Raw genomic sequence first — 22,215 nt, 5'->3', positions numbered from 1 at the left:
GCGGGCGGCGTACGGGGTGGCGCACGGGACGCCTACGGGCCGCGGACCGGACACTTCGGACAGCTGGCGGACCGTCATCGAAGGGCCTCAGAGGCTCGCCTGATACGCCAGCGCCTTCTCACGCATGGCGGCGGGGAGGGCGTCCCCGGCTGCCAAAACGCCGGGCAGAAGGGTCCGGTCAACGGTGCGGGCGCGGAAGACGAAGGACACCGTCACCTCATGGCCGGGGCGGTGGACGACGGATATCTCATCCCCCGCGCGGATCTCGCCCGGCTCTATCACCCGAAGGTAGGCGCCGGGGGCTGCCTCCTGAGTGAACCGCTTGATCCAGCCCGCCTCTCCCAGCCACTCGGCGAACGTACGGCAGGGGATCCGCGGCGCGCTCACCTCCAGCACCAGATCGGGCCCGATGCGCCAGCGCTCACCTATCCGTGCGCCGTTGACGTCGATTCCGCTGGTGGTGAGGTTCTCGCCGAACGAGCCGTCGGGCAGGGGGCGGCCCAGCTCCCGCTCCCAGCGGTCCAGGTCCTCGCGCGCGAACGCGTACACCGCCTGGTCGTCCCCGCCGTGGTGGCGCAGGCTGACGATCGTGTCCCCCGCGAGACCGCTGCCGCCCGTGCCCTTCGGGCCGGGGGCGGAGACGGCGACCGGGCCGTCGACCGGGCGCTTGTCGATCGCGGTGGCCAGGCCGGCCCCGAAGCCGGGCGCGCCCGGGATGTCCGCCGTACCGGCGCGGCCCACATTCACAGAGAGTAGGTGCATGTACAGAGAGTAATCGATGAATACCCAAAGGCGCCAGTGATTATTTCGCTGGGCCCCCAAGGTGGCCTTATGCTCGACCTATGATCGAGGCTCGTCATCTGAGGGTGCTGCGCGCGGTGGCCCTGACCGGTTCCTTCTCGGCAGCGGCCCGGGAGCTGGGCTGCACCCAGCCCGCCGTCAGCCAGCAGATGAAGGCGCTGGAGCAGTCCACGGGCACGCCTCTGCTGGTGCGCACGGGCCGCGAGATGCGCCTCACCCAGGCCGGCACGGCCCTCGTCCGGCACGCCTCCGGGATCCTGGCCGGGCTGACCGCGGCCGAGGAGGAGATCGCGGCCATCGCCGGGCTGCGGGCGGGCCGGGTGCGACTGGTGTCCTTCCCCAGCGGCAGCTCGACGCTCGTGCCCGGCGCGCTCGCGCAGATGCGGGCGGCGCACCCGGGCACCGAGATCTCCCTGGTCGAGGCCGAGCCGCCGCGCTCGGTGGAGATGCTGCGCGACGGCGAGTGCGAGATCGCGCTGGCCTTCCGCTACCCCGACGTCCGCGGCGCGGACCCGGCCGCGGGCGCCGAGTGGGAGGACCTCGTCGTCCGCCCGCTGCTGACCGACCGCCTCATCGGTGTCGTCCCGGAGGGCCACCGGCTGGCCGGGGCGGACCGGATCGGCATCACCGACCTGGCCGAGGAGCCCTGGATCGCGGGCTGCCCGCGCTGCCGGCGGCATCTGGTGGAGGTCTGCGAGAGCGCGGGCTTCACCCCGCGCATCGATTTCGCGACCGACGACTATCCGGCGGTGTTCGGCCTGGTCGGCGCGGGGCTGGGCGTCGCGGTGATGCCGGAGCTGGCGCTGGAGTCCGTACGCCCCAAGGGCGCGCGGACGGTTCCCGTGGAGCCCGCCGTGCACCGGGAGATCGTCGCCCTGACGCTGCCGGACCTGGCGCGGGTGCCGGCGGTGGACGCGATGCTGGACAGGCTGGCGGGCACGGCGGGGCGCTGAGCCGCGCCTATCGTCACGGCCGGGCGCTACCTCCGTGGAGTGCCTCCGCGGCCGGGCTTACGAGCCGGCCGCGGCGATGGCTCTGTGTCGCGCGCGGCCCATCAGCTCCTCGCGCTCGTCCTCGGTGAGGCCGCCCCACACGCCGTAGGGCTCCCGTACGGCCAGCGCGTGCGCCGCGCATTCCGCGCGTACCGGGCAGCGCATGCACACCTCTTTCGCCGAGGTCTCGCGTGCGCTGCGGGCGGCGCCGCGCTCGCCCTCCGGGTGGAAGAACAGCGAGCTGTCGACCCCGCGGCAGGCTGCCAGGAGCTGCCAGTCCCACAGGTCGGCGTTGGGACCGGGAAGCCGGGAGAAATCTGCCATTGCTATCCCCTCGAAGCGAACGGTCTGCCGGGTGGATGTAAATATGACTGATTGCGAATCTAGTCATAGACGCCAGCAAATGGGAAGAAAAACTGCTCCTCATGGGCAAATGGGGCATAGCGCAGTTGTGACACGGGTGCGGCGGGGGTGTGGCAGGGGTGGCGCGGCGGGCGCCCCCAATGCGCCCTGCTCCGTGTCCGCGCCCTCACGTAGAGTGCCGAACGTGCTCGACCGACCCCGTAACTCTTTCGGGTGACCGTCGTTGAGAGGGCGGAGGCGGTTGACGGATGAAGCAGTCGGGCAGGTGTCCGACCCGGCGCCAGAGCCGTCGATCGCACAGGTGACGATCAGTACCAGCCTGGAGGCTCAAGGTGACGCGCATCAGCTGCGGAGGACGGTCATGACATCCGTCCTCGTCTGCGACGATTCCCCGCTTGCCCGTGAGGCGCTCCGCCGTGCGGTGGCGACCGTGCCCGGTGTCGAGCGTGTGACGACGGCAGCCAACGGCGAGGAAGTCCTCCGCCGCTGGGGAGCCGATCGTTCGGACCTGATTCTGATGGACGTACGCATGCCCGGACTCGGCGGTGTCGAGACCGTCCGCCGGCTGCTGTCCGCGGACCCCGGGGCCCGCATCATCATGCTCACCGTCGCCGAGGACCTCGACGGTGTCGCGCTCGCGGTCGCCGCCGGAGCGCGCGGTTATCTGCACAAGGACGCCTCGCGCGCCGAGCTGCGGGCCACCGTGACGCAGGCCCTCGCCGACCCGACCTGGCGGCTCGCCCCGCGCCGGCTGCGCTCGGCCGAGATGGGTGCCGCACCCACGCTCACCGCGCGCGAGATCCAGGTCCTCGAAGGAATGAGCCACGGCCGCTCGAATGCGGAGATCGGGCGGGAGCTCTTCCTCTCGGAAGACACCGTCAAGACCCACGCCAGGCGCCTCTTCAAGAAGTTGGGTGCCTCGGACCGGGCGCACGCCGTGGCGCTCGGCTTCCGCTGGGGCCTGGTCCGCTAGGGCGCGGCGTGGCGCGCAGCGTCGTGAGGTCGCGGTGCGCGCCACCCCGGTGGGCGATCAGCACCGCGGCCCCACCGCTCGGCGTCCGACGCCGAAACTCCGAGGGATGCCGCATCCTTGGAGTGTGACTCCTCCCCGGCAGGAGCCGAGGCTTCGCCCTCGGCCCCAAGAGACCTCATGACGGAAAAGCCTTGCCCCGTGCCGTGCGGCGCGGGCACAAGCTATCGGTGGAGTCGTGAGTGCTGGGGCGGGCATACCCGAAAGGGGAGGCGCTAGACGTGAGTGCGAGGACACCGACGCGTAACGGTTCTACGGGCAACCACGAGGGTGGTGCCGAGGAAGCTGCCACGGCGAGGCACCATGGACCGATGCGCGAAGACGACACCAAGGGGACCCCGGCGGCGGCCGCCCCGGGAGAGATCGGCGCCCTCGTCGCCCGCGCTGTCGAGGGTGACCGGCGGGCCACCCACGATCTGCTCGCCCTGGTGCACCCGCTCGCGCTGCGCTACTGCCGCACCCGGCTGTCGCGCCTGCCGGGTGATGCCCGTCACTTCGTGGACGACCTCGCGCAGGAGGTCTGTCTCGCCGTCCTGTGCGCCCTGCCCCGCTACCGCGACACGGGGCGCCCCTTCGAGGCCTTCGTCGTGGCCATCGCCGCGCACAAGGTCGCCGATCTCCAGCGGGCCGCCATGCGCCACCCCGGCAGCACGGCCGTGCCCTCCGACGAGATGCCCGAGCAGCCGGACGATTCGCTCGGGCCGGAGGAGCGGGCCCTGCTCAGCAGCGATGCCGAGTGGGCCAAGAAGCTCCTCGCCAGCCTTCCGGAGAACCAGCGCGAGCTGGTCCTGCTGCGCGTCGCCATCGGCATGACCGCCGAGGAGACGGGCCAGATGCTGGGCATGTCGCCGGGTGCGGTGCGGGTCGCGCAGCACCGGGCGCTCAGCAGGCTGCGCGCGCTGGCCGAGCAGTAGAGCGCACAGGGCTCTCCGTTCGTCCTCCATTCGTACGAATCTCCAAGTGACGCGATCCTCAGCCGTCGTGGAATGGGACACGTGTGGCGGCCGTTAGCATGGGAGTCCGCGCTGGGGCAAGACCATTTGGGAAGGTGTCATGACTGACAACGTCGACGGAATGCCCGGGAAATTCGCGATGCTCGGTCTGACTTATGACGACGTCCTGCTGCTGCCGGGCGCTTCGGAGGTCCTGCCGAACGCCGTCGACACCTCCTCCCGGGTCTCGCGCAACGTCCGGGTGAACATCCCGCTGATGTCGGCGGCGATGGACAAGGTCACCGAGGCGCGCATGGCCATCGCCATGGCCCGCCAGGGCGGCGTGGGCGTCCTGCACCGCAATCTCTCCATCGAGGACCAGGCCAACCAGGTCGACCTGGTCAAGCGCTCCGAGTCCGGCATGGTCACCGACCCGATCACGGTCCGCCCGGACGCCACCCTCGCCGACGCGGACGCCCTGTGCGCGCGCTTCCGCATCAGCGGCGTGCCGGTCACCGACGCGGCCGGCAAGCTGCTCGGCATCGTCACCAACCGCGACATGGCCTTCGAGCTCGACCGCAGCCGCCAGGTGCGCGAGGTCATGACGCCCATGCCGCTGGTCACGGGCAAGGTCGGGATCTCCGGCGAGGACGCCATCGAGCTGCTCCGCCGCCACAAGATCGAGAAGCTGCCGCTGGTCGACGACTCCGGTGTGCTCAAGGGCCTCATCACGGTCAAGGACTTCGTCAAGGCCGAGCAGTACCCGAACGCCGCCAAGGACGCCGAGGGCCGCCTGATCGTCGGTGCCGCCGTGGGCGTCGGCGACGAGGCCTACGAGCGCGCCCAGGCGCTCGTCGAGGCCGGTGCCGACTTCCTGGTCATCGACAGCGCCCACGGCCACAGCCGCGGCATCCTCGACATGATCGCCAAGGTCAAGTCCAACATCAGCGTCGACGTCGTCGGCGGCAACGTCGCCACCCGCGACGGCGCCCAGGCGCTCATCGACGCCGGTGTCGACGGCGTCAAGGTCGGCGTCGGCCCGGGCTCGATCTGCACCACCCGCGTCGTCGCCGGCATCGGCGTCCCGCAGGTCACCGCGATCTACGAGGCCGCGCAGGCCTGCCACGCCGCGGGCGTGCCGATGATCGGCGACGGCGGCTTGCAGTACTCGGGCGACATCGCCAAGGCGATCGCCGCCGGTGCCGACGCGGTGATGCTCGGCTCGCTGCTCGCGGGCTGCGAGGAGTCGCCGGGCGAGATGGTCTTCATCAACGGCAAGCAGTTCAAGTCCTACCGGGGCATGGGCTCGCTGGGCGCCATGCAGTCGCGCGGCCAGGCCCGCTCCTTCTCCAAGGACCGCTACTTCCAGGACAACGTCCTCTCCGAGGACAAGCTCGTGCCCGAGGGCATCGAGGGCCAGGTGCCCTACCGCGGCCCGCTGGGCTCGGTGGCCCACCAGCTCATCGGCGGCCTGCGCGCCTCCATGGGCTACGTCGGCTCGGCCAACATCCAGGAGCTCAAGGACAAGGGCACCTTCGTCCGCATCACGTCGGCGGGCCTCAAGGAGAGCCACCCGCACGACATCCAGATGACGGTGGAGGCGCCGAACTACTCCCGCCGGTAGTAGTACGCGTTTCAAGCAGTTTATGGAGCCCGCGACCTCTCAGGCCGCGGGCTCCGCCGCGTCGGGGATACTGGATGCGGCAGGACGTAGAAGGAAAGGCCACACACGTGACTGAGATCGAGATCGGGCGCGGCAAGCGCGGCCGCCGGGCGTACGCATTCGACGACATCGCCGTCGTCCCGAGTCGCCGTACCCGCGACCCGAAGGAGGTCTCGATCGCCTGGCAGATCGACGCCTACCGCTTCGAGCTGCCGTTCCTGGCCGCCCCGATGGACTCGGTCGTCTCGCCCGAGACCGCCATCCGGATCGGCGAGCTGGGCGGCCTGGGCGTCCTCAACCTCGAGGGCCTGTGGACCCGCTACGAGGACCCGGAGCCGCTGCTCGCCGAGATCGCCGAGCTGGACGAGCGCACCGCGACCAAGCGGCTGCAGGAGATCTACGCCGCCCCGATCAAGGAAGAGCTGATCGGGCAGCGCATCAAGGAGGTCCGCGACTCCGGTGTCGTGACCGCCGCCGCGCTCTCGCCGCAGCGCACCGCGCAGTTCTCCAAGGCCGTCGTCGACGCCGGCGTGGACATCTTCGTGATCCGCGGCACCACCGTCTCCGCCGAGCACGTCTCCGGCGCCGCCGAGCCGCTGAACCTCAAGCAGTTCATCTACGAGCTCGACGTGCCGGTCATCGTCGGCGGCTGCGCCACGTACACCGCCGCCCTGCACCTGATGCGCACCGGCGCGGCCGGCGTCCTCGTCGGCTTCGGCGGCGGCGCCGCGCACACCACCCGCAACGTCCTGGGCATCCAGGTCCCGATGGCGACCGCCGTGGCCGACGTGGCCGCCGCCCGCCGGGACTACATGGACGAGTCCGGCGGCCGCTACGTGCACGTCATCGCCGACGGCGGCGTGGGCTGGTCCGGCGACCTGCCCAAGGCCATCGCCTGTGGTGCGGACGCCGTGATGATGGGCTCCCCGCTCGCCCGCGCCACCGACGCGCCGGGCCGCGGCCACCACTGGGGCATGGAGGCCGTCCACGAGGACGTGCCGCGCGGCAAGCGCATGAACCTGGGCGTGGTCGGCACCACCGAGGAGATCCTCCTCGGCCCCTCGCACACCCCGGACGGCTCGATGAACATGTTCGGCGCGCTGCGCCGTGCCATGGCCACCACGGGCTACAGCGACCTCAAGGAGTTCCAGCGGGTCGAGGTGACGGTCGCGCCGTCGCAGCACGACAAGCGCTGACTCCTGCGCGCTGACGCCTGACGCCTGACGCGCCGGCGTCTGGCGTACGGCAGCTTTGCCGGCAGCTTGGCCCGAAGGGCCCGGACCGCGATGGCGGTCCGGGCCCTTCGGCATGCCGGGGCAGGGGGGCGGGCCCTCAGCCGCCGAGCTTGCGGGCGGTCTGGAAGGCGCCCGCGCCGCCGAGTATGAAGAAGACCGCGTCGATCGGCTCCAGGTATTCCTTCCACGCCTTGTTCAGCGTGTCGAAGTGCTCGGTGAACACCTGGCTGACCGGGATGTTGGCGATGTCGCTCAGCTCCAGGGCGATGCCGAAGATCTGGCCCAGGTAGACGCCGAGCAGGCCGAGGAGCGCACCGGCGACCGGCAGCGCGGGGTTGCGCCCGCCGACCTTGCCGAGGACGGCGCCGATCAGGGCGCCCGTGCCGACGGCCAGGTAGCCGATCTGGCCGCCGTCGGAGGCCTTGAGGATCCCTCCGTAGACCCCGGCGCCCACGAGCATGGCCACGATGCCGAGCACCACGGCGAGCGCGGGGTTGCCCCGGCGGACGGGTGCGGGCGGCGGCGGGAAGCCGCCGGGGGCGCCGTACGGTGGCGGGGGCTGCTGCCCGTAGCCGTAGGGCTGCTGGTGGGGCGGCTGCTGCGGCTGGTGCTGCGGCGGGTACGGCTGGGGCGGCGGCTGGCCGTACGGGTTGTGCTGGGGCGGCTGCTGTGGCTGCTGCGGCTGCTGCCAGGGCTGGCTCATGTGCGATGTCCCCCGAATGTCCTGGGCGTTGAAGTAAGGGCTAAGTAAAGGCCAAAAGGTATCAGCGTGCTACGACAGCAATCCGCCACCCACGGTGATCATGTGGCTGTGAACTCCGTATAAAAGTTCGACCGTAAGGAATAATGGCAACTTATGGCGCAAAGCAAGTCGTTCAGCGGCAGGGACATGGGGATCGACCTCGGCACGGCGAACACCCTGGTGTACGTGCGCGGGAAGGGAGTGGTGCTCAACGAACCGTCAGTCGTCGCCGTGAATGCGGACGACGGCAGCGTGCTCTCGGTCGGCTCCGAGGCCAAGGAGACCATAGGCCGGACCCCCTCGAACATCGTCGCGGTCCGCCCGCTGCGCGACGGCGTCATAGCCGACTTCGAGGTGGCCGAGCGGATGATGCGGCACTTCATCAAGAAGGTCATGGGCAACCGCTTCTTCGCCCGCCCCCGCGTCGTGGTGTGCGTGCCCTCCGGCATCACCGGCGTCGAGCGGCGCGCCGTCATCGAGGCGGCCTCGCGGGCGGGCGCCCGTCAGGTGCACCTCGTCGAGGAGCCCATGGCCGCGGCGATCGGGGCGGGCCTGCCCGTCAGCGAGCCGACCGGCTGCATGGTCGTCGACATCGGCGGCGGCACCACCGAGGTCGCCGTGATTTCCCTGGGCGGCATCGTCACCGCCCGCTCCGTCCGTACGGCCGGCGACGCGATGGACGCGGCGATCATCTCGTACGTGAAGAAGGAGTACTCCCTCGCGATCGGTGAACGCACCGCGGAGGAGATCAAGATGAACATCGGCTCCGCCGCCCCGACCGGCTACTGGTCCGCGGCCGGGCTGGCCGCCCTCGCCAAGCAGCTGGAGAAGGACAGCGGCCTGGAGGAGGTCGGCGGGGACCCGGAGGAGACCCAGGGCCTCAAGCCGCCGGAGCGCTGCACCATTCGCGGCCGCGACCAGGTCAGCGGCCTGCCGAAGACGCGCGAGCTGACGGCCGACGAGATCCGCCACGCGCTGTCGGAGCCCGTCGACGCCATCGTCATGGCGGTCCGCCAGACCCTGGACGAGACCCCGCCGGAGCTGTCCGGCGACATCATGGACCGCGGCATCGTCCTCACGGGCGGCGGCGCGCTCCTGCGCGGCCTGGACGTGCGGCTGAGCAAGGAGCTCGACATCCCGGTCATCATCGCCGACGACCCGCTGGACTGCGTGGCGGTCGGCACGGGCCGCTGCGTCGAGGACTTCGCGGCCCTGAGGACGGTCCTGGACGCCCCGAACAGGGCACTGGGGCTGGGGAGGCTGTAGCGGTTCGGGGCAGCCGGGCTCCCTTTTCTCAGGCGCCGGCCGGGCAGCAAATCCAGCCTGTCCGGCGTTTGAGGACAAGCGCCGTCAGGCGCTTCACCTGACGTATGCCGGGCGCGCCGCCCTAGAGCCGATGCCCCGCGCCGGCGGGAATCGCTCCGCGCGTATCCAGCAGCAGCTGCGCCTTCACCGCAAGGCCTTGCAGGTCATACGTCCGGTGATGCTGCAACAGCACCGTAAGGTCGGCCGCAGCCGCAGCCTCGTACACGCTGTCGGCCCGCGGCACCGGCCGCCCCATCACCCGCCACTGCGCCACGTGCGGGTCGTGGTAGCTGAGCTGGGCGCCCAGCTCCATCAGCCGTGAGGCGATCTCCCGCGCGGGCGCCCCCTGCTGGTCGGAGACGTCGGCCTTGTAGCTGACGCCCAGCAGCAGCACCCGTGCGCCGCGTGCCGACTTGCCGTGCTCGTTGAGGAGCGTGGCGCACCGCTGGGTGACGTACCGCGGCATGCGCCCGCTGACCTCCTGTGCGACCTCCACCATCCGCAGCGGGTAGCCGAGGCTGCGCCCTTTGTACGAGAGGTAGTTGGGGTCGATGGGGACGCCGGGGCCGCCCACCCCGGGCCCCGGGCGGAACGCCTGGAAGCCGAACGGCTTGGTCTCGGCGCAGCGCACGACGTCCCACAGGTCGACGCCGATGTCGTGGCAGAAAACGGCCATCTCGTTGACGAGGGCGATGTTGACGTAGCGGTAGTTGGTCTCCAGGACGCGTACCGCCTCGGCCTCGCGCAGGCCGCGCGCGCGGACGACCTTTTCGCAGACCCGCCCGTAGAAGGCGGCGGCGGCCTCCGTGCAGGCGGGGGTGAGGCCGCCGATGACCTTGGGGATGCCGGCGTAGGCGTGGCGCTTGTAGCCGGGGTCGACGCGGCTGGGGGAGTAGGCCAGGTGGAAGTCGTGGCCTGCGCGCAGCCCGGAGCCGGATTCGAGCAGGGGGCGCAGGAATTCCTCTGTGGCGCCGGGGTAGACGGGGGATTCCAGGAGAACAGTGGTGTGCGGGCGGAGGCGTACCGCGAGGGCGCGGGCGGCGGCTCCGATGGGGCCGAGGTCGAGGGCCCGGTCCTCGCCCAGCCGGGTGGGCGCGCAGATGACCGCGGTCCGTACCTTGCCGAGCTCGGCGTCGGCGGTCGTGGGGCGGAAGCCCGCGGCGAGCATCCGGCGGACCTCGGCGGCGGTGAGGCAGCCGTCGGCGCACTCGGGGGGCAGCCGGCCGGCGCGCAGCTCGGCGACGGTGTGCGGATCGGGGTCGTAGCCGATGGTGTCGATGCCGGCGGCGGTCGCGGCCTGGGCGAGGGGGAGTCCGAGGTGGCCGAGTCCGATGACGGCGAGATCTGCGGGCATGGCGAGGCGGTCCTTCCCGGGGAGCCGGGGGTCTTCGGCACGCGTACGAGTTACATCAGGTTAAGCGGATATATGACTGTTATTCGGGATCAACGCGGCCCGGCTCGCTCCCCTGCGCCGCCGGCGCGGCCAAACCCGCGGATCTGGGGCAGCATCGAAGGAGGAGCAATCAAGCGCGGGGACCAGCGGAGCAACCGGCGGCCGAAACGGAGGCAGCGGTGAGGACAGCGACACTCGGGCCGGACGAGCGTGGTGCGGCGCTCGCCCGGATGGCGGAGCGGGAACTGGACATCCTGGTCGTGGGCAGCGGCGTCGTCGGTGCGGGCACCGCGCTCGACGCGGCCACCCGGGGGCTGACGACCGGCCTGGTCGAGGCGCGCGACTGGGCGGCGGGCACCTCCAGCCGCTCCAGCAAGCTCATCCACGGCGGCTTGCGGTATCTGGAGATGCTTGACTTCGCCCTCGTCAGAGAGGCCCTCAAGGAGCGCGGGCTGCTGCTGGAGCGGCTCGCCCCGCACCTGGTCAAGCCCGTGCCCTTCCTCTATCCGCTCCAGCACCGCGGCTGGGAGCGCCTCTACGCGGGCACGGGCGTGGCGCTCTACGACGCGATGTCGGTCTCCTCGGGCCACGGCCGGGGCCTGCCCACGCACCGCCACCTCACCCGCAAGCGGGCTCTGCGCGTCGCCCCCTGTCTGAAGAAGGACGCGCTGGTCGGCGCGCTGCAGTATTACGACGCCCAGATGGACGACGCCCGCTACGTCACCACCATCGTGCGCACCGCGGCCGCCTACGGCGCCGACGTCGCCAACCGGGCGCGAGTGACGGGTTTCCTGCGCGAGGGCGAGCGGGTGGTCGGCGCCCGGGTGCGCGACCTGGAGCAGGGCGGTGAGTTCGAGGTCCGGGCCCGGCAGGTCGTCAACGCCACGGGCGTGTGGACGGACGACACCCAGAAGCTCATCGCCGAGCGCGGGCAGTTCCACGTGCGGGCCTCGAAGGGCATCCATTTGGTGGTGCCCAAGGACCGCATCCACTCCACCACCGGGCTGATCCTGCGCACCGAGAAGAGCGTGCTCTTCGTGATCCCCTGGGGCAGGCACTGGATCGTCGGCACGACGGACACCGACTGGGACCTGGACAAGGCCCACCCCGCCGCCTCCAGTGCGGACATCGACTACCTGCTGGAGCACGTGAACGCCGTCCTGGCCGTGCCCCTGACCCGGGACGACGTGCAGGGCGTGTACGCGGGGCTGCGTCCCCTGCTGGCCGGCGAGTCGGACGCCACGAGCAAGCTCTCGCGCGAGCACACCGTGGCCCACCCCGTGCCGGGGCTGGTGGTCGTGGCGGGCGGGAAGTACACCACGTACCGCGTGATGGCCAAGGACGCCGTGGACGAGGCGGTGCACGCCCTCGACCGGCGCGTGGCCGAATGCGTCACGGAGGACGTGCCGCTGGTCGGCGCCGAAGGCTACAAGGCGCTGTGGAACGGGCGCGCCCGGATCGCCCAGCGCACCGGCCTGCACGTCGCCCGCGTCGAGCACCTGCTCAACCGCTACGGCTCGATGGTGGACGAGGTGCTGGAGCTCGTCGCCGCCGACCCGTCCCTGGGCGACCCGCTCACCGGCGCCGACGACTACCTGCGGGCCGAGGTCGTCTACGCCGCCTCGCACGAGGGCGCGCGCCACCTTGACGACGTCCTCACCCGCCGCACCCGGATCTCGATCGAGACGTTCGACCGGGGCACGCGCAGCGCCCGGGAGGCCGCCGAGCTGATGGCGCCGGTGCTGGGCTGGGACCGCTCCCAGGTCGAGAAGGAGGTCGAGCGCTACGAGAAGCGGGTGGAGGCGGAGCGCGAATCGCAGCTGCAGCCCGACGACCTGACGGCCGATGCGGCGCGGCTGGGGGCGCCGGACGTCCAGCCCATCTGACGCCCGGTCGGTGGTTTTCGGCCACTACGTAACCTCTGGGACGACAGCGTCAGATGAGCAGGATGTGACAGCTCCGACGCGCCGGGAACCGCCCTGTCCGAAACCGGGTCCTGTAAAGGCAACGGACCCGTGCGGCACCCGGGGCCGGTGCCGCGCCGGGCGCCGGCCGGCCGCCGCGGCGCAGGTCGGCCAGGTCAGCACGGCGGCTGCGCGGCAACTGCTGCCGTGTGCCTCGTGGAGGGCGCCGGGTGGCGGGTTGCCCGTATTGTCCGCAAGCCGGTGGACCCTGGCCTTCCGCCGGTCTGTGGATGAGAGACAATGGTGGCTCTGCCAGGGTCGGTTGGTCGCAGAGCTGATTGCCAGAGGGGACGCATGTCGGAGGCGGAGCAGACGCAGGGCACGGCAGGGCGCCTCCTGGCCGGGCGGTACCGCCTCGGGGACGTCCTCGGCCGCGGCGGCATGGGTACGGTCTGGCGGGCGAGCGACGAAACCCTCGGCCGCACGGTGGCCGTGAAGGAACTGCGGTTCCCGGCCAACATTGACGAGGACGAGAAGCGACGCCTCATCACGCGCACGCTGCGCGAGGCGAAGGCCATCGCTCGGATCCGCAGCGCGGGCGCCGTCACCGTCTACGACGTGGTGCACGAGGACGACCGTCCGTGGATCGTCATGGAGCTCATCGAGGGCCGCTCGCTCGCCGACGTCATCCGCGAGGATGGGCCCCTGAAGTGGCGCCGGGGCGCCGAGGTCGGCCTCGCTGTCCTCGACGTGCTCGGCGCGGCGCACCGCCAGGGCATCCTGCACCGCGACGTGAAGCCGTCCAACGTGCTCATCGCCGACGACGGCCGCGTCGTCCTCACCGACTTCGGCATCGCCCAGGTCGAGGGCGACCCGTCCGTCACCTCCACCGGCATGCTCGTCGGCGCCCCTTCGTACATCTCGCCCGAGCGCGCCCGCGGCCACAAGCCCGGACCGCCGGCCGACCTGTGGTCTCTGGGCGGCCTGCTCTACGCCGCCGTCGAGGGCGTCCCCCCGTACGACAAGGGGTCGGCCATCGCGACCCTCACCGCCGTCATGACCGAGCCGCTCGGCCCGCCGAAGAACGCCGGCCCGCTGGCCGAGGTCATGTACGGCCTGCTCGCCAAGGACCCCGAGAAGCGGCTCGACGAGGCCGGCGCCCGCGCGCTCCTCACCGACGCGGTCAACGCCCCCGACGAGCGCCTGCCTCCCAAGCGGCAGCCCTCGTCCCCGGACCTGGACGCGACGCAGGCCATCGCCGTCCCGCCGATACCGGAGGCGGCCGCGCCCGCCAGGCCCCCCAGGTCCGTGCCCAAGTCCCCGGCGGCCCCGGTGCCGTCGGCGAAGCGGCCGGGTGCGGCCGTGGGCCGGACCGCGGACGCCCAGCCGCCGCAGGCCTCGCCCGGCACGATGCCCGGGGTCCCCGGCGTGCCGCCGCGGGCCGTGGAGCCGGCGAAGTCCACCACCCGTCAGTTCTCCGGCGGCACTGCCGGCGGACCGGGCGCCACGGGCGGCAGCCTGCTCGGCGGCCGGCAGGGCGGTCGGCGGACGCCGATCCTCGAGGCAGTGCCGCGCCGGACGCTCGTCGTGGCCGCGGTCGTCGTGGTGCTGGCCGTGCTCGGCACGGTGCTCGCCTTCGCGCTGAGCGGGGACGACGGCAGCGACAAGGAAGGCAGGAAGCAGGGCAAGTCCGTCACGGGGCAGGGGCACGCGGCGTCGCCCGGAGCCGCAGGCAAGGCGGGCGGCGAGCCCAAGGTGATCAAGTCCCAGTCCGCCGCGTCCGTCTCCGGCGGCAAGGGCGCGGACGGTGCCGGATACCAGCACATCAAGAACGACGAATACCACTTCGGGATCTCCATCCCGGCGGGCTGGACGCAGACCGGCACGGCAGGCGAGCACTCGGGTGCCATCTACAGCGCCTCGGGCGGCTTCCCGCGCGTCCAGGTCGACTTCGGTCCCGAGCCCAAGGACGACGCGGTCAAGGCCTGGCGGGATGCCGAGGCCGACGCCAAGGGCAGCATGCCCGGCTACAAGGGCCACTCGATCCAGGACATCCGCGGCTGGGTGGGCCACGACTACCCGGCCATCGCGGACTGGTCGTTCGAGCGCGACCAGAACGGCAAGCGCGTCCAGGTCCTCAACCGCGGCTTCAAGGTGGACGACGAGCACGGCTACGCCATCATGATCACGTGTGAGAAGGGCAAGTGGGGCGACGCCGACTGCCGGTCGCTGCGCGACATGGCCTTCAGGACCTTCACGCCCGAGGACTGAGCTCCTCGGAGCTGAACCCGGTGCTCCTGAACCTCTCTTCGGCGCTACGCACATCCGAAACCCGAGTGACCCGGGGGAGCGGAATCCACTCGACGGACGGGTGTGGCGGCGCGAACGCCATCCGGTCGATCCACTGAGCGACGTACTGAGCCGTACGCGCCCGAAGGGGTGCGCTCGGCACGTATCGTGAGGCGTCATGGACGGTGCGCAGCCGCAATAGGCGGCCGGTTGGCCGCTGTTGGCGGTCGTCCGGGCATTCGGGCGAGGTGTGGATCGCGCGCTTGGGGAGGCGTCGTGGACGACTACGCGGGTCGGATCCTGGCCGGCCGGTATCGCCTTCCGTTACCGCCCTCCGATGTGTTCGAGCTCGTCGAGACCCGCGCCTTCGACACCTTGAGCGGGCAGGAAGTCCTCGTCCGGCAGATCCCGCTGCCGGAAGTCGTGGACGCGGAGGTGGTGGACGCCCCCGGCGGCTGCCCGGGCCTCGGCCAGGGCCCCGGCCCGGCCGCCGCCTACGGGGCGGGGCGTGCGAGGAGGGCGGCCGATGATGACCCTGCGGTGAGCCGCGCGCTGGCCGCGGCCACGGCCGCCGCTCAGGTGCCCGACCACCCGCGGCTCGACCAGGTTTTCCACGTCTTCGCCGAGGGCGGCAGCCTGTGGGTCGTCAGCGAGCTCGTCCCGGCCCGTCCGCTCGCCGCGCTCCTCGCCGAGCGGCCCCTCTCCCCCCACCGCGCGGCCGAGGTCGCCGCCGACGTCCTCACCGCTCTGCGCGCCCTGCACGCCCACGGCTGGACCCACCGCAACATCACCACCCGCACGGTCCTCATCTGCGACGACGGCCGCGCCGTCCTCACGGGCCTGGCCGCGGGCGCGGCGGAGGAGGCCCTGTGCGGCTACAACCCCGTTCCGGAGGGTGTTGACCTGCCTGCGGGTACGAACGCCGGGCCCGGCGCGAATGCCGGGGCCGGCACGAACATAGGCGGCGGTGCGAACGCCGGGGCGGGCATGGACAGCAGGACCGGCCTGAGCGCTGGGGCCGGCCCGAACGCCGGAGGCGGAGCGCCGTCCCCGCGGCGGTCGCCCCGCGGGGCGGCGCTGCCGGGACAACCCGGTCAGCCCGTCGGCTCGGCGCCGGGTGATGGCCGGGCGCGGGATGGTGCCTCTCAGGGGGCCGGCGGCGTACGGCCCGGCCCCGGTTCCGGGCTTGGCCCCGGTTCCGGCCCCGGCCCCGGCCCCGGTTCCGGGTTCGGCCAGGGCTTCGCGCCGCGCGGCGGCGCGCCAGGAGGAGGCGCCCCCGGTGGCGCCGCTCCGCCGCGCCCCGGCGGGCAAGTGGTCAGGCCGTCGCCGTCCCCGTACCGGGACCAAGGCGCCGCCGGAGGCTTCCTCCCGCCGGGCGGCCCCCGTGCGTCGGGGCAGCCCTGGCCGCCGGTCGGCTCCCGGCCGCCGGCGGGCGGGCAGGGCGCGGGGCGCCCCGGCAGAGGACAGCCGGGTGGACAGGGGGCCGGAAACGGAGCCGGGCAGCCGGGCGCCCCGGCCGGGCCCCGGCAGGGGCGCTCTTCGGCGATCGCCGCCTACCGCGCGGGCGCCGCCCGGGCCGCCGCTGCCCGCGCAGCCGGGGAGCACGCCCCGCCCGCACCCGCCACCCCCACCGGCACGTCCACCTGGGGCGGTGGCAGCGCCGCCAGTGGCGCGCCCCCCACGCCCGTCCCCTGGGCCGACCCCGGCTCCTCCTCCGGCCGGAACCGGCCGCCGGGCACGCCCGGAGCGCGCAGCGGTCCCGCCGGACCGGGGAACGCCGCCCGGCCGGACGTCCCCGAAGTGAAGCTCCCCGGATCCGCCGCCTCCTGGCCCGGCTTCCCCGGGCTGACCGTGCCCCCTCCCTTCGCGGCTCCCGGGCCACCACCGGCCGCACCGCCGGGCCCCCGCCCCGGAGCGGGCAACGGTGCCGGCCACGGAGCCCCGCCCCCGCGCGCGCCGCAGAGACCTGAACAGAGCCCCGAACAGAGCCCAGAACCCAGCCACGTAAAGAGCCCCGAAAGCAGCCCTTTTGCGACCGCCCCCGGCAGCGAATCCGCCGGCAAGCCGCCCACCGCCTGGGGAGCCGCCGGGCAGCAGCCCGCCGGAGCCCTCGCCGTCGAGCGCGCCCGGCAGGCCCGGATGGTCGTCGTCGGTGCCGTCACCGAGCGATGGGCCCCGGAGCAGGCCTGGCCCGTACAGGAGAGCTGGCAGCTCGCTCCTCCCGTCGGCCCCGCGGCCGACCTCTGGGCCCTCGGCGCCCTGCTCTTCCGCGTCGTACAGGGGCACGCCCCGTACCCGGAGGACAGCACGGCCGAACTGGTCCGGCTTGTGTGCGTGGAGCCCCCCGCCTTCGCGGAGGAGTGCGGCGCCTTGCGCCCCGTCGTCGAGTCGCTGATGCGCAAGGACCCGGCCGAGCGCCCCGAGTTCGAAGAACTCCGCGGCTGGCTGCGCTCCCTGATCCGCTCCGCGCCCGAACCGGAGCCCGGCGGCCGCACCCTCACCGTGCCCGACACCGCCCCGGACGCCCCCGCCGACGAGCACCGGCTTCCGGTCGTCCGCCGCAAGGGGGAGCTGGTGCGGCGCAGGCGCGGCCGCCCCATCACCGCCGTGGACACCGCGCCGTCCGCGCACGCCCGCCACAAGAAGACGGCCAAGGACACCGCCCCCGCCCCCCGCTCCGGCACGCCCCGCACCGGGCACCTCCAGGAACAGCGCGGCCGCCCGGCCCGCCAGGCGTTCGGCCTCGGCCGGCTGCTGCTCGGCCTGGTCATGCTGCTCCTCATCGGGGCCGCCCTGTACGCGATGCTGTTCATGCCGCGCGCCGAAGACAGCACAGGCCGGGCCCGCGCGGACCGTACGGGCTCGGCCGGTGCCCGCAGCGCCGCGCCCCGGTCCCCGGAGTCCGCCGGCACACAGGGCGGGACGAGGGCGGCGGGCGGGGCCGGCGCCTCGGGCGCGGCGACGTCGGCGGAGGAGCGGATCGCCGAGTCCGACGGCGCTGCCAAGGGCTTCACCCTGCGCAAGGACCCCAAGGGCTTCACCGTGGCCGTCGCCAAGAACTGGCAGCGCCGCGGGGAGAACGACCGCGGGCAGGTCGTCTACGCGGGCGGTGAGTACCAGCTCGTGGTGGTTCCCGGCCGTGACAAGGTCGCGGAGTTCGGCAGCGACCCGATGGCGTACCAGCAGGACAAGGAGCCCGAGCTGGAGGCCTATCGCTCCTCCTCGTGGTCCGGTGCCGGCGGGCTGCGCCGTATCGACGTCGGCGGGACGGCGTCTGCGGAAGGCACCTTCAACTGGAACGACAGCAGCGGCCGGCAGGTCTACGTGCGCAACTCCGCCACCATCGTGAACGGCCGCTATCACCTCCTCCAGGTCATCGGGCCGATGAACGAGCAGAAGGCGGTGGACCGCTTCTTCGAGCAGGCGACGGCCACCTACCGGGCGGGCGGCTGAGCAGGCCGGGCGAAGCGCTCGCGCAGCTCGTTCTTGAGCACCTTGTGCAGGGTGTCGTCGCGGGGGAGCCGCTCGACCAGCTCCAGCTGCTCGGGGACCTTGTGTACGGACAGCCCGGCGTCCGCCAGGTGGGAGGCCACCTCCCCGAGGGTGAGCCGTCGTGCCCCGAGGGCCTGCTGGACGACGGCGCAGACCCGCTCCCCGCGTACGGGGTCGGGCAGCCCGATCACGGCGGCGTCGTCGATGAGCGGATGGCTCCGCAAGAGCTGTTCGACCTCCTGCGCGGAGATGTTCTCGCCTTTGCGGATGATGACGTCCTTGGCGCGGCCGGTGATGACGAGGTGGCCGTCGGCGGTGATGCGCCCCAGGTCGCCGGTGAGGAGGTAGCCGTCGGCGTCGAAGGCCTCGGCGCTCTGGGCGGGGTCGAGGTAGCCCCGGCAGACGGCCTCGCCGCGCAGCCGGATCGCACCTTCGGTGCCGGGTGGCACGGGCGCCCCGCCGGTGTCGGTCACCCGGATCTCCATGCCCGCGGGCGGCCGGCCCTCCGTCCCCGCAAGGTGCTCGACCCTGTCCTCCGGATCGCCCATCGTGATCATCGGGGCTTCGGTCATGCCGTAGCCGTGCACGAGCGGGCAGCCCAGCTCGCGGGCGACCTCGTGGTGCAGTTCCGGTGGCCGGGGCGCGCCCCCGCCCGCCAGGAGCCGGAGGGTGGGGATGATCCTGCGCCCGGGCTGCCGGCGCTGCTCGGCGAGGAACATCGCGTAGAAGGCGGTTGATCCGCCTGCCACGGTGACGCCGTTGCGGCGGTAGGCGCCGAGCGAGCCGGGCAGGGAGAAGTGCTCCACGAGGAGGGCGGGGAAGCCCCGCAGGAGCAGCATGACGGTGTAGTCGGGGCCGGCGACGTGGGCGTAGGGGAAAGCCATCGACCCGACGTCGTCCGGAGTGAGGCGCAGGGCGGCGGCCAGGTGGCTGCCGGCGGCGATGAGCCCGCGGTCGGTGTGCAGGGCGCCCTTCGGTGCGGAGGTGGTGCCGGAGGTCCAGTAGATCCAGCGGACGGCGGTGCCGTCGGCGGGCGGGGGCGGGAGGTCCGCGGGGTCGCCTTCGGGCAGGGCGTCGTAGGCGGTGAGGACGAGAGGCGGCGTTGGGAGCGCGAGAGCGAGCCGGTACGCCATGAGGGTGTGGTCGAAGCCCCGCCACACGCCGGGGACGACGAAGAACCCGGCCTCAGCGGCTCGCAAGGCGTGGCCGGTCTCGCGGTCGCGGTAGTAGGGGATGAGCGGCGTCTGGACGGCGCCGAGGCGGGCCAGGGCGAAGGCCAGGACGACGGTCTCGATGCGGGTGGGCAGCTGCCAGGCCACCCGGCTGCCGGGGCGCACCCCGAGCCCGTACAGCCCGGCGGCGGTGCGCTCGGCGCGCGCCCGCAGCTCGCCGAAGGTCACCGTGCGGTCGCCTGACCCGGCCGGGCCGGGACCGGCCCCGGGTTCCGGCTCGTCGGCCTGGATGAGGGCGGGCGATGCGGGGGTCAGGTCCGCGCGGCGGTCGAGCAGCTCCCACAGAGTGCGGGAGGCGGACAGGTCGTCGGCGGTACCGGTCATGGCAGGACCTCCGCAATAACTGACGCAGCGTCAGGGAAGTGCGGCGAAGCGTAGGCCGACACGCCTTGCCGGTCCAGGGGGTGCGGGCTAGCCTCAAAACTGACACATCGTCAGATCGACTGCCGGACCCGGGAAGGCCCCGATGGAACTGCCCCGCATCGTCAGCGTCGACGACCACGTCATCGAACCCGCCCACCTCTTCAAACGCTGGCTGCCCGCCCGCTACCGCGACCGCGGGCCCCGCCCCCTGACCGCCGGCATCGGCCGGCTGGAGTACATCGGCGGCAAATACACCGTCGCCATGGACCCCGACGGCCCGCCCGCGGACTGGTGGATCTACGAGGACCTCGCCTCCCCCTACAAGCGCGTCATCGCCGCCGCCGGCTTCGACCGCGACGAGATGACCCTGGAAGGCATCACCCGCGCCGAGATGCGCCCCGGCTGCTGGGACCCCGCGGAGCGCCTGAAGGACATGGACCTCAACCACGTCGAGGCGTCGCTGTGCTTCCCGACCTTTCCCCGCTTCTGCGGCCAGACCTTCGCCGAGGCGCACGACAAGGAGGTCGCCCTCGCGTGCGTACGCGCCTACAACGACTGGATGGTCGAGGAGTGGTGCGGTGACAGCGGCGGGCGCCTCATCCCCCTGTGCCTCATCCCGCTGTGGGACGTGGACCTCGCCGTCGCGGAGATCCACCGCAACGCCGCTCGCGGCGTACGGGCCGTGACCTTCAGCGAGCTCCCCACCTGCCTGGGTCTCCCCAGCATCCACACCGGCTACTGGGACCCCTTCTTCGCGGCCTGCCAGGAGACCGGGACCGTCGTCAACATGCACATCGGCTCCTCCTCGCAGATGCCCGCCGCATCCCCGGACGCCCCGCCGGCCGTCCAGGCGACCCTGTCCTTCAACAACGCCATGGCGTCGCTGGCCGACTTCCTCTTCAGCGGCGTCCTCGTTCGCCACCCCCGGCTCACCCTCGCCTACAGCGAGGGCCAGATGGGCTGGATCCCCTACGCCCTGGAGCGCGCCGACGACGTCTGGCGCGAGCACCGCGCCTGGGGCGGTGTGCGTGACCTCGTCCCCGAACCGCCGTCCACCTACTACTACCGACAGGTCTTCTGCTGCTTCTTCCGCGACAAGCACGGCATCGAAGCACTCGACGCGGTCGGCCGCGACAACGCCACCTTCGAGACCGACTACCCCCACGTCGACTCGACCTTCCCCCACACCAGGCAGGTCGCCCTCGACCACGTGCGGGGCCTGGACGGCGAGACCATCCGCAAACTCATGCGCGGCAACGCCATCCGGATGCTCGGCCTGGACCTCGACCCCCTGGGCGGGTGAGCCGCAATGGACCTCACCCTCACCGAGGAAGAGGAGGAGTTCCGCGACCGGCTCCGCGCCTGGCTGCACGATGCCCTGCCCCGGCTGCCCCCCGAACCCCCCGCCGACGACTGGCCCGCACGCCGCGCCCACGACAGTGCCTGGCAGCGCGCCCTCCACGACGCCGGATACGCCGGCCTCCACTGGCCCGCCCATGCCGGCGGCCAAAACGCCACCCCCACACAGCACTTGATCTTCATCGAGGAGACCGAACGCGCCGGAGCCCCCTACGTCGGTGCCAACTTCGTCGGTCTTCTCCACGCCGGCCCCACCATCGCCGCCGAAGGCACCGCCGCCCAGCGCGCCCGCTGGCTGCCGCCGATCCTGCGCGGCGACGAGATCTGGTGCCAGGGCTTCTCCGAACCCGACGCCGGCTCCGACCTGGCCTCACTGCGCACCCGGGCCGTCCGTGACGGCGACTCCTACATCGTCACCGGCAGCAAGATCTGGACCTCCCACGCCGAGATCGCCGACTGGTGCGAACTCCTCGTCCGCACCGACCCCGCGGCCCCCCGGCACCGCGGCATCACCTGGCTCGCCCTGCCCATGGACGCCCCCGGCGTCACCGTCCGCCCGCTGCGCACCCTCGCCGGCACTACTGAGTTCGCCGAGGTGTTCCTTGACGAGGTGCGCGTACCCGTCACCCACCGCGTCGGCCCCGAGAACGACGGCTGGCGCGTCACCATGGTCACCCTCTCCTATGAGCGCGGCACCGCCTTCGCCGGAGAGGTCGTCGCCTGCCGCCGCATCCTCACCCGCCTCGCCCGCACCGCCCACGCCAACGGCCGCTGGGACGATGCCGTCCTGCGCCGCCGCCTCGGCCGCCTCCACGCCGAGTTCACGGCCCTGTGGCGGCTCGTCCAATGGAACACCTGCGAGGCCGCCCACGCCGCACGCACCGGGAGCAACGGAGCCCCGGGTGCCGGCGCCTCCGTCTTCAAACTCCGCTACTCACAGGCCCGTCAGGAGCTCTACGAAGCAGCCGCCGAGGTACTCGGACCGGAGTCCCTGGACACTCGCCACGAGTGGACGGCGCAGCGCCTGTCCTCGCTCTCCTACACGATCGCCGCAGGCACCTCGCAGATTCAGCGGAACATCATCGCCGAGCGCATCCTCGGCCTCCCCAGGGGGCGATGA

16 protein-coding genes are annotated in these 22,215 nt (G+C 72.6%); 11 read left to right on the top strand and 5 right to left on the bottom strand.

Annotated elements, in window-relative coordinates; genetic code table 11:
- Positions 1-87 precede the first annotated feature (87 nt).
- Positions 88-762: an MOSC domain-containing protein gene (locus PS271_RS11530; protein WP_398381865.1), complete on the bottom strand. Its 675-nt coding sequence runs from the start codon at positions 760-762 to the stop codon at positions 88-90.
- Between the two features lie 80 nt (positions 763-842).
- Between PS271_RS11530 and PS271_RS11525 the strand changes: the two genes are divergently transcribed.
- Positions 843-1,754: a LysR family transcriptional regulator gene (locus tag PS271_RS11525; RefSeq protein ID WP_120756602.1), complete on the top strand. Its 912-nt coding sequence runs from the start codon at positions 843-845 to the stop codon at positions 1,752-1,754.
- 57 nt (positions 1,755-1,811) lie between these two features.
- Here PS271_RS11525 and PS271_RS11520 read toward each other — a convergent pair whose 3' ends face one another.
- The gene (locus PS271_RS11520) at positions 1,812-2,117 is read right to left on the bottom strand and encodes a WhiB family transcriptional regulator (RefSeq protein ID WP_030368345.1); all 306 of its coding nucleotides are present in this window, start codon (positions 2,115-2,117) and stop codon (positions 1,812-1,814) included.
- A gap of 400 nt (positions 2,118-2,517) precedes the next feature.
- On the opposite strand from PS271_RS11520, the gene PS271_RS11515 reads away from it, so the two are divergent.
- The 4 genes from PS271_RS11515 (at position 2,518) to PS271_RS11500 (ending at position 6,977) form a co-directional block, all read left to right on the top strand.
- Positions 2,518-3,129, top strand: a complete 612-nt coding sequence (locus PS271_RS11515; protein WP_003948568.1) for a response regulator transcription factor — start codon at positions 2,518-2,520, stop codon at positions 3,127-3,129.
- Positions 3,130-3,497: 368 nt separating this feature from the next.
- Positions 3,498-4,100, top strand: a complete 603-nt coding sequence (locus PS271_RS11510; RefSeq protein WP_398381864.1) for a sigma-70 family RNA polymerase sigma factor — start codon at positions 3,498-3,500, stop codon at positions 4,098-4,100.
- Positions 4,101-4,239: 139 nt separating this feature from the next.
- Complete coding sequence (gene guaB / locus PS271_RS11505) at positions 4,240-5,742, top strand: IMP dehydrogenase (RefSeq protein ID WP_398381863.1); 1,503 nt, start codon at positions 4,240-4,242, stop codon at positions 5,740-5,742.
- Between the two features lie 107 nt (positions 5,743-5,849).
- Positions 5,850-6,977, top strand: coding sequence for a GuaB3 family IMP dehydrogenase-related protein (locus PS271_RS11500; protein WP_391835795.1), 1,128 nt, complete (start codon positions 5,850-5,852; stop codon positions 6,975-6,977).
- A 136-nt stretch (positions 6,978-7,113) separates the two neighbouring features.
- Here the strand turns inward: PS271_RS11500 and PS271_RS11495 are convergent, their stop codons facing one another.
- Positions 7,114-7,719 (bottom strand): hypothetical protein, encoded by a 606-nt coding sequence (locus tag PS271_RS11495; RefSeq protein WP_398381862.1) that lies wholly within the window; start codon positions 7,717-7,719, stop codon positions 7,114-7,116.
- Positions 7,720-7,872: 153 nt separating this feature from the next.
- On the opposite strand from PS271_RS11495, the gene PS271_RS11490 reads away from it, so the two are divergent.
- Positions 7,873-9,024: a rod shape-determining protein gene (locus PS271_RS11490; RefSeq protein ID WP_120756604.1), complete on the top strand. Its 1,152-nt coding sequence runs from the start codon at positions 7,873-7,875 to the stop codon at positions 9,022-9,024.
- A 121-nt stretch (positions 9,025-9,145) separates the two neighbouring features.
- Here PS271_RS11490 and PS271_RS11485 read toward each other — a convergent pair whose 3' ends face one another.
- Positions 9,146-10,417: a nucleotide sugar dehydrogenase gene (locus tag PS271_RS11485; RefSeq protein WP_398381861.1), complete on the bottom strand. Its 1,272-nt coding sequence runs from the start codon at positions 10,415-10,417 to the stop codon at positions 9,146-9,148.
- A gap of 218 nt (positions 10,418-10,635) precedes the next feature.
- Between PS271_RS11485 and PS271_RS11480 the strand changes: the two genes are divergently transcribed.
- From PS271_RS11480 to PS271_RS11470, 3 genes are all read left to right on the top strand, one after another.
- Positions 10,636-12,342 carry a glycerol-3-phosphate dehydrogenase/oxidase gene (locus PS271_RS11480; protein WP_398381860.1) on the top strand — a complete coding sequence of 569 codons (1,707 nt, stop codon included), beginning with the start codon at positions 10,636-10,638 and terminating at the stop codon, positions 12,340-12,342.
- Positions 12,343-12,714: 372 nt separating this feature from the next.
- Positions 12,715-14,631 carry a serine/threonine-protein kinase gene (locus PS271_RS11475; RefSeq protein ID WP_398381859.1) on the top strand — a complete coding sequence of 639 codons (1,917 nt, stop codon included), beginning with the start codon at positions 12,715-12,717 and terminating at the stop codon, positions 14,629-14,631.
- 294 nt (positions 14,632-14,925) lie between these two features.
- Positions 14,926-18,102, top strand: coding sequence for a serine/threonine kinase C-terminal domain-containing protein (locus PS271_RS11470; protein WP_398381858.1), 3,177 nt, complete (start codon positions 14,926-14,928; stop codon positions 18,100-18,102).
- On the opposite strand, the gene PS271_RS11465 is transcribed toward PS271_RS11470, so the two are convergent.
- Positions 18,084-19,697 carry a class I adenylate-forming enzyme family protein gene (locus PS271_RS11465; RefSeq protein ID WP_398381857.1) on the bottom strand — a complete coding sequence of 538 codons (1,614 nt, stop codon included), beginning with the start codon at positions 19,695-19,697 and terminating at the stop codon, positions 18,084-18,086. The genes PS271_RS11470 and PS271_RS11465 overlap by 19 nt on opposite strands.
- 142 nt (positions 19,698-19,839) lie before the next feature.
- Here PS271_RS11465 and PS271_RS11460 point away from each other — a divergent pair, with 142 nt between their 5' ends.
- Together PS271_RS11460 and PS271_RS11455 are read left to right on the top strand one after the other, a co-directional pair.
- The gene (locus tag PS271_RS11460) at positions 19,840-21,039 is read left to right on the top strand and encodes an amidohydrolase family protein (RefSeq protein ID WP_398381856.1); all 1,200 of its coding nucleotides are present in this window, start codon (positions 19,840-19,842) and stop codon (positions 21,037-21,039) included.
- 6 nt (positions 21,040-21,045) lie between these two features.
- Positions 21,046-22,215 (top strand): acyl-CoA dehydrogenase family protein, encoded by a 1,170-nt coding sequence (locus tag PS271_RS11455; protein WP_398381855.1) that lies wholly within the window; start codon positions 21,046-21,048, stop codon positions 22,213-22,215.

The organism is Streptomyces sp. SCA2-17 (assembly GCF_044336695.1).
The sequence above is the reverse complement of the archived record's forward strand: the minus strand, read 5'-3'. Positions and strand labels throughout refer to the sequence as shown.

What these genes read in the sequence shown, in the direction of transcription:
- PS271_RS11460 (WP_398381856.1), top strand. Translation starts at nt 19,840, where the DNA reads ATGGAACTGCCCCGCATCGTCAGCGTCGACGACCACGTCATCGAACCC.
- PS271_RS11475 (WP_398381859.1), top strand. Translation starts at nt 12,715, where the DNA reads ATGTCGGAGGCGGAGCAGACGCAGGGCACGGCAGGGCGCCTCCTGGCC.
- PS271_RS11465 (WP_398381857.1), bottom strand. Translation starts at nt 19,697, where the DNA reads ATGACCGGTACCGCCGACGACCTGTCCGCCTCCCGCACTCTGTGGGAG.
- guaB (WP_398381863.1), top strand. Translation starts at nt 4,240, where the DNA reads ATGACTGACAACGTCGACGGAATGCCCGGGAAATTCGCGATGCTCGGT.
- PS271_RS11495 (WP_398381862.1), bottom strand. Translation starts at nt 7,719, where the DNA reads ATGAGCCAGCCCTGGCAGCAGCCGCAGCAGCCACAGCAGCCGCCCCAG.
- PS271_RS11530 (WP_398381865.1), bottom strand. Translation starts at nt 762, where the DNA reads ATGCACCTACTCTCTGTGAATGTGGGCCGCGCCGGTACGGCGGACATC.
- PS271_RS11490 (WP_120756604.1), top strand. Translation starts at nt 7,873, where the DNA reads ATGGCGCAAAGCAAGTCGTTCAGCGGCAGGGACATGGGGATCGACCTC.
- PS271_RS11485 (WP_398381861.1), bottom strand. Translation starts at nt 10,417, where the DNA reads ATGCCCGCAGATCTCGCCGTCATCGGACTCGGCCACCTCGGACTCCCC.
- PS271_RS11520 (WP_030368345.1), bottom strand. Translation starts at nt 2,117, where the DNA reads ATGGCAGATTTCTCCCGGCTTCCCGGTCCCAACGCCGACCTGTGGGAC.
- PS271_RS11510 (WP_398381864.1), top strand. Translation starts at nt 3,498, where the DNA reads ATGCGCGAAGACGACACCAAGGGGACCCCGGCGGCGGCCGCCCCGGGA.
- PS271_RS11455 (WP_398381855.1), top strand. Translation starts at nt 21,046, where the DNA reads ATGGACCTCACCCTCACCGAGGAAGAGGAGGAGTTCCGCGACCGGCTC.
- PS271_RS11515 (WP_003948568.1), top strand. Translation starts at nt 2,518, where the DNA reads ATGACATCCGTCCTCGTCTGCGACGATTCCCCGCTTGCCCGTGAGGCG.
- PS271_RS11525 (WP_120756602.1), top strand. Translation starts at nt 843, where the DNA reads ATGATCGAGGCTCGTCATCTGAGGGTGCTGCGCGCGGTGGCCCTGACC.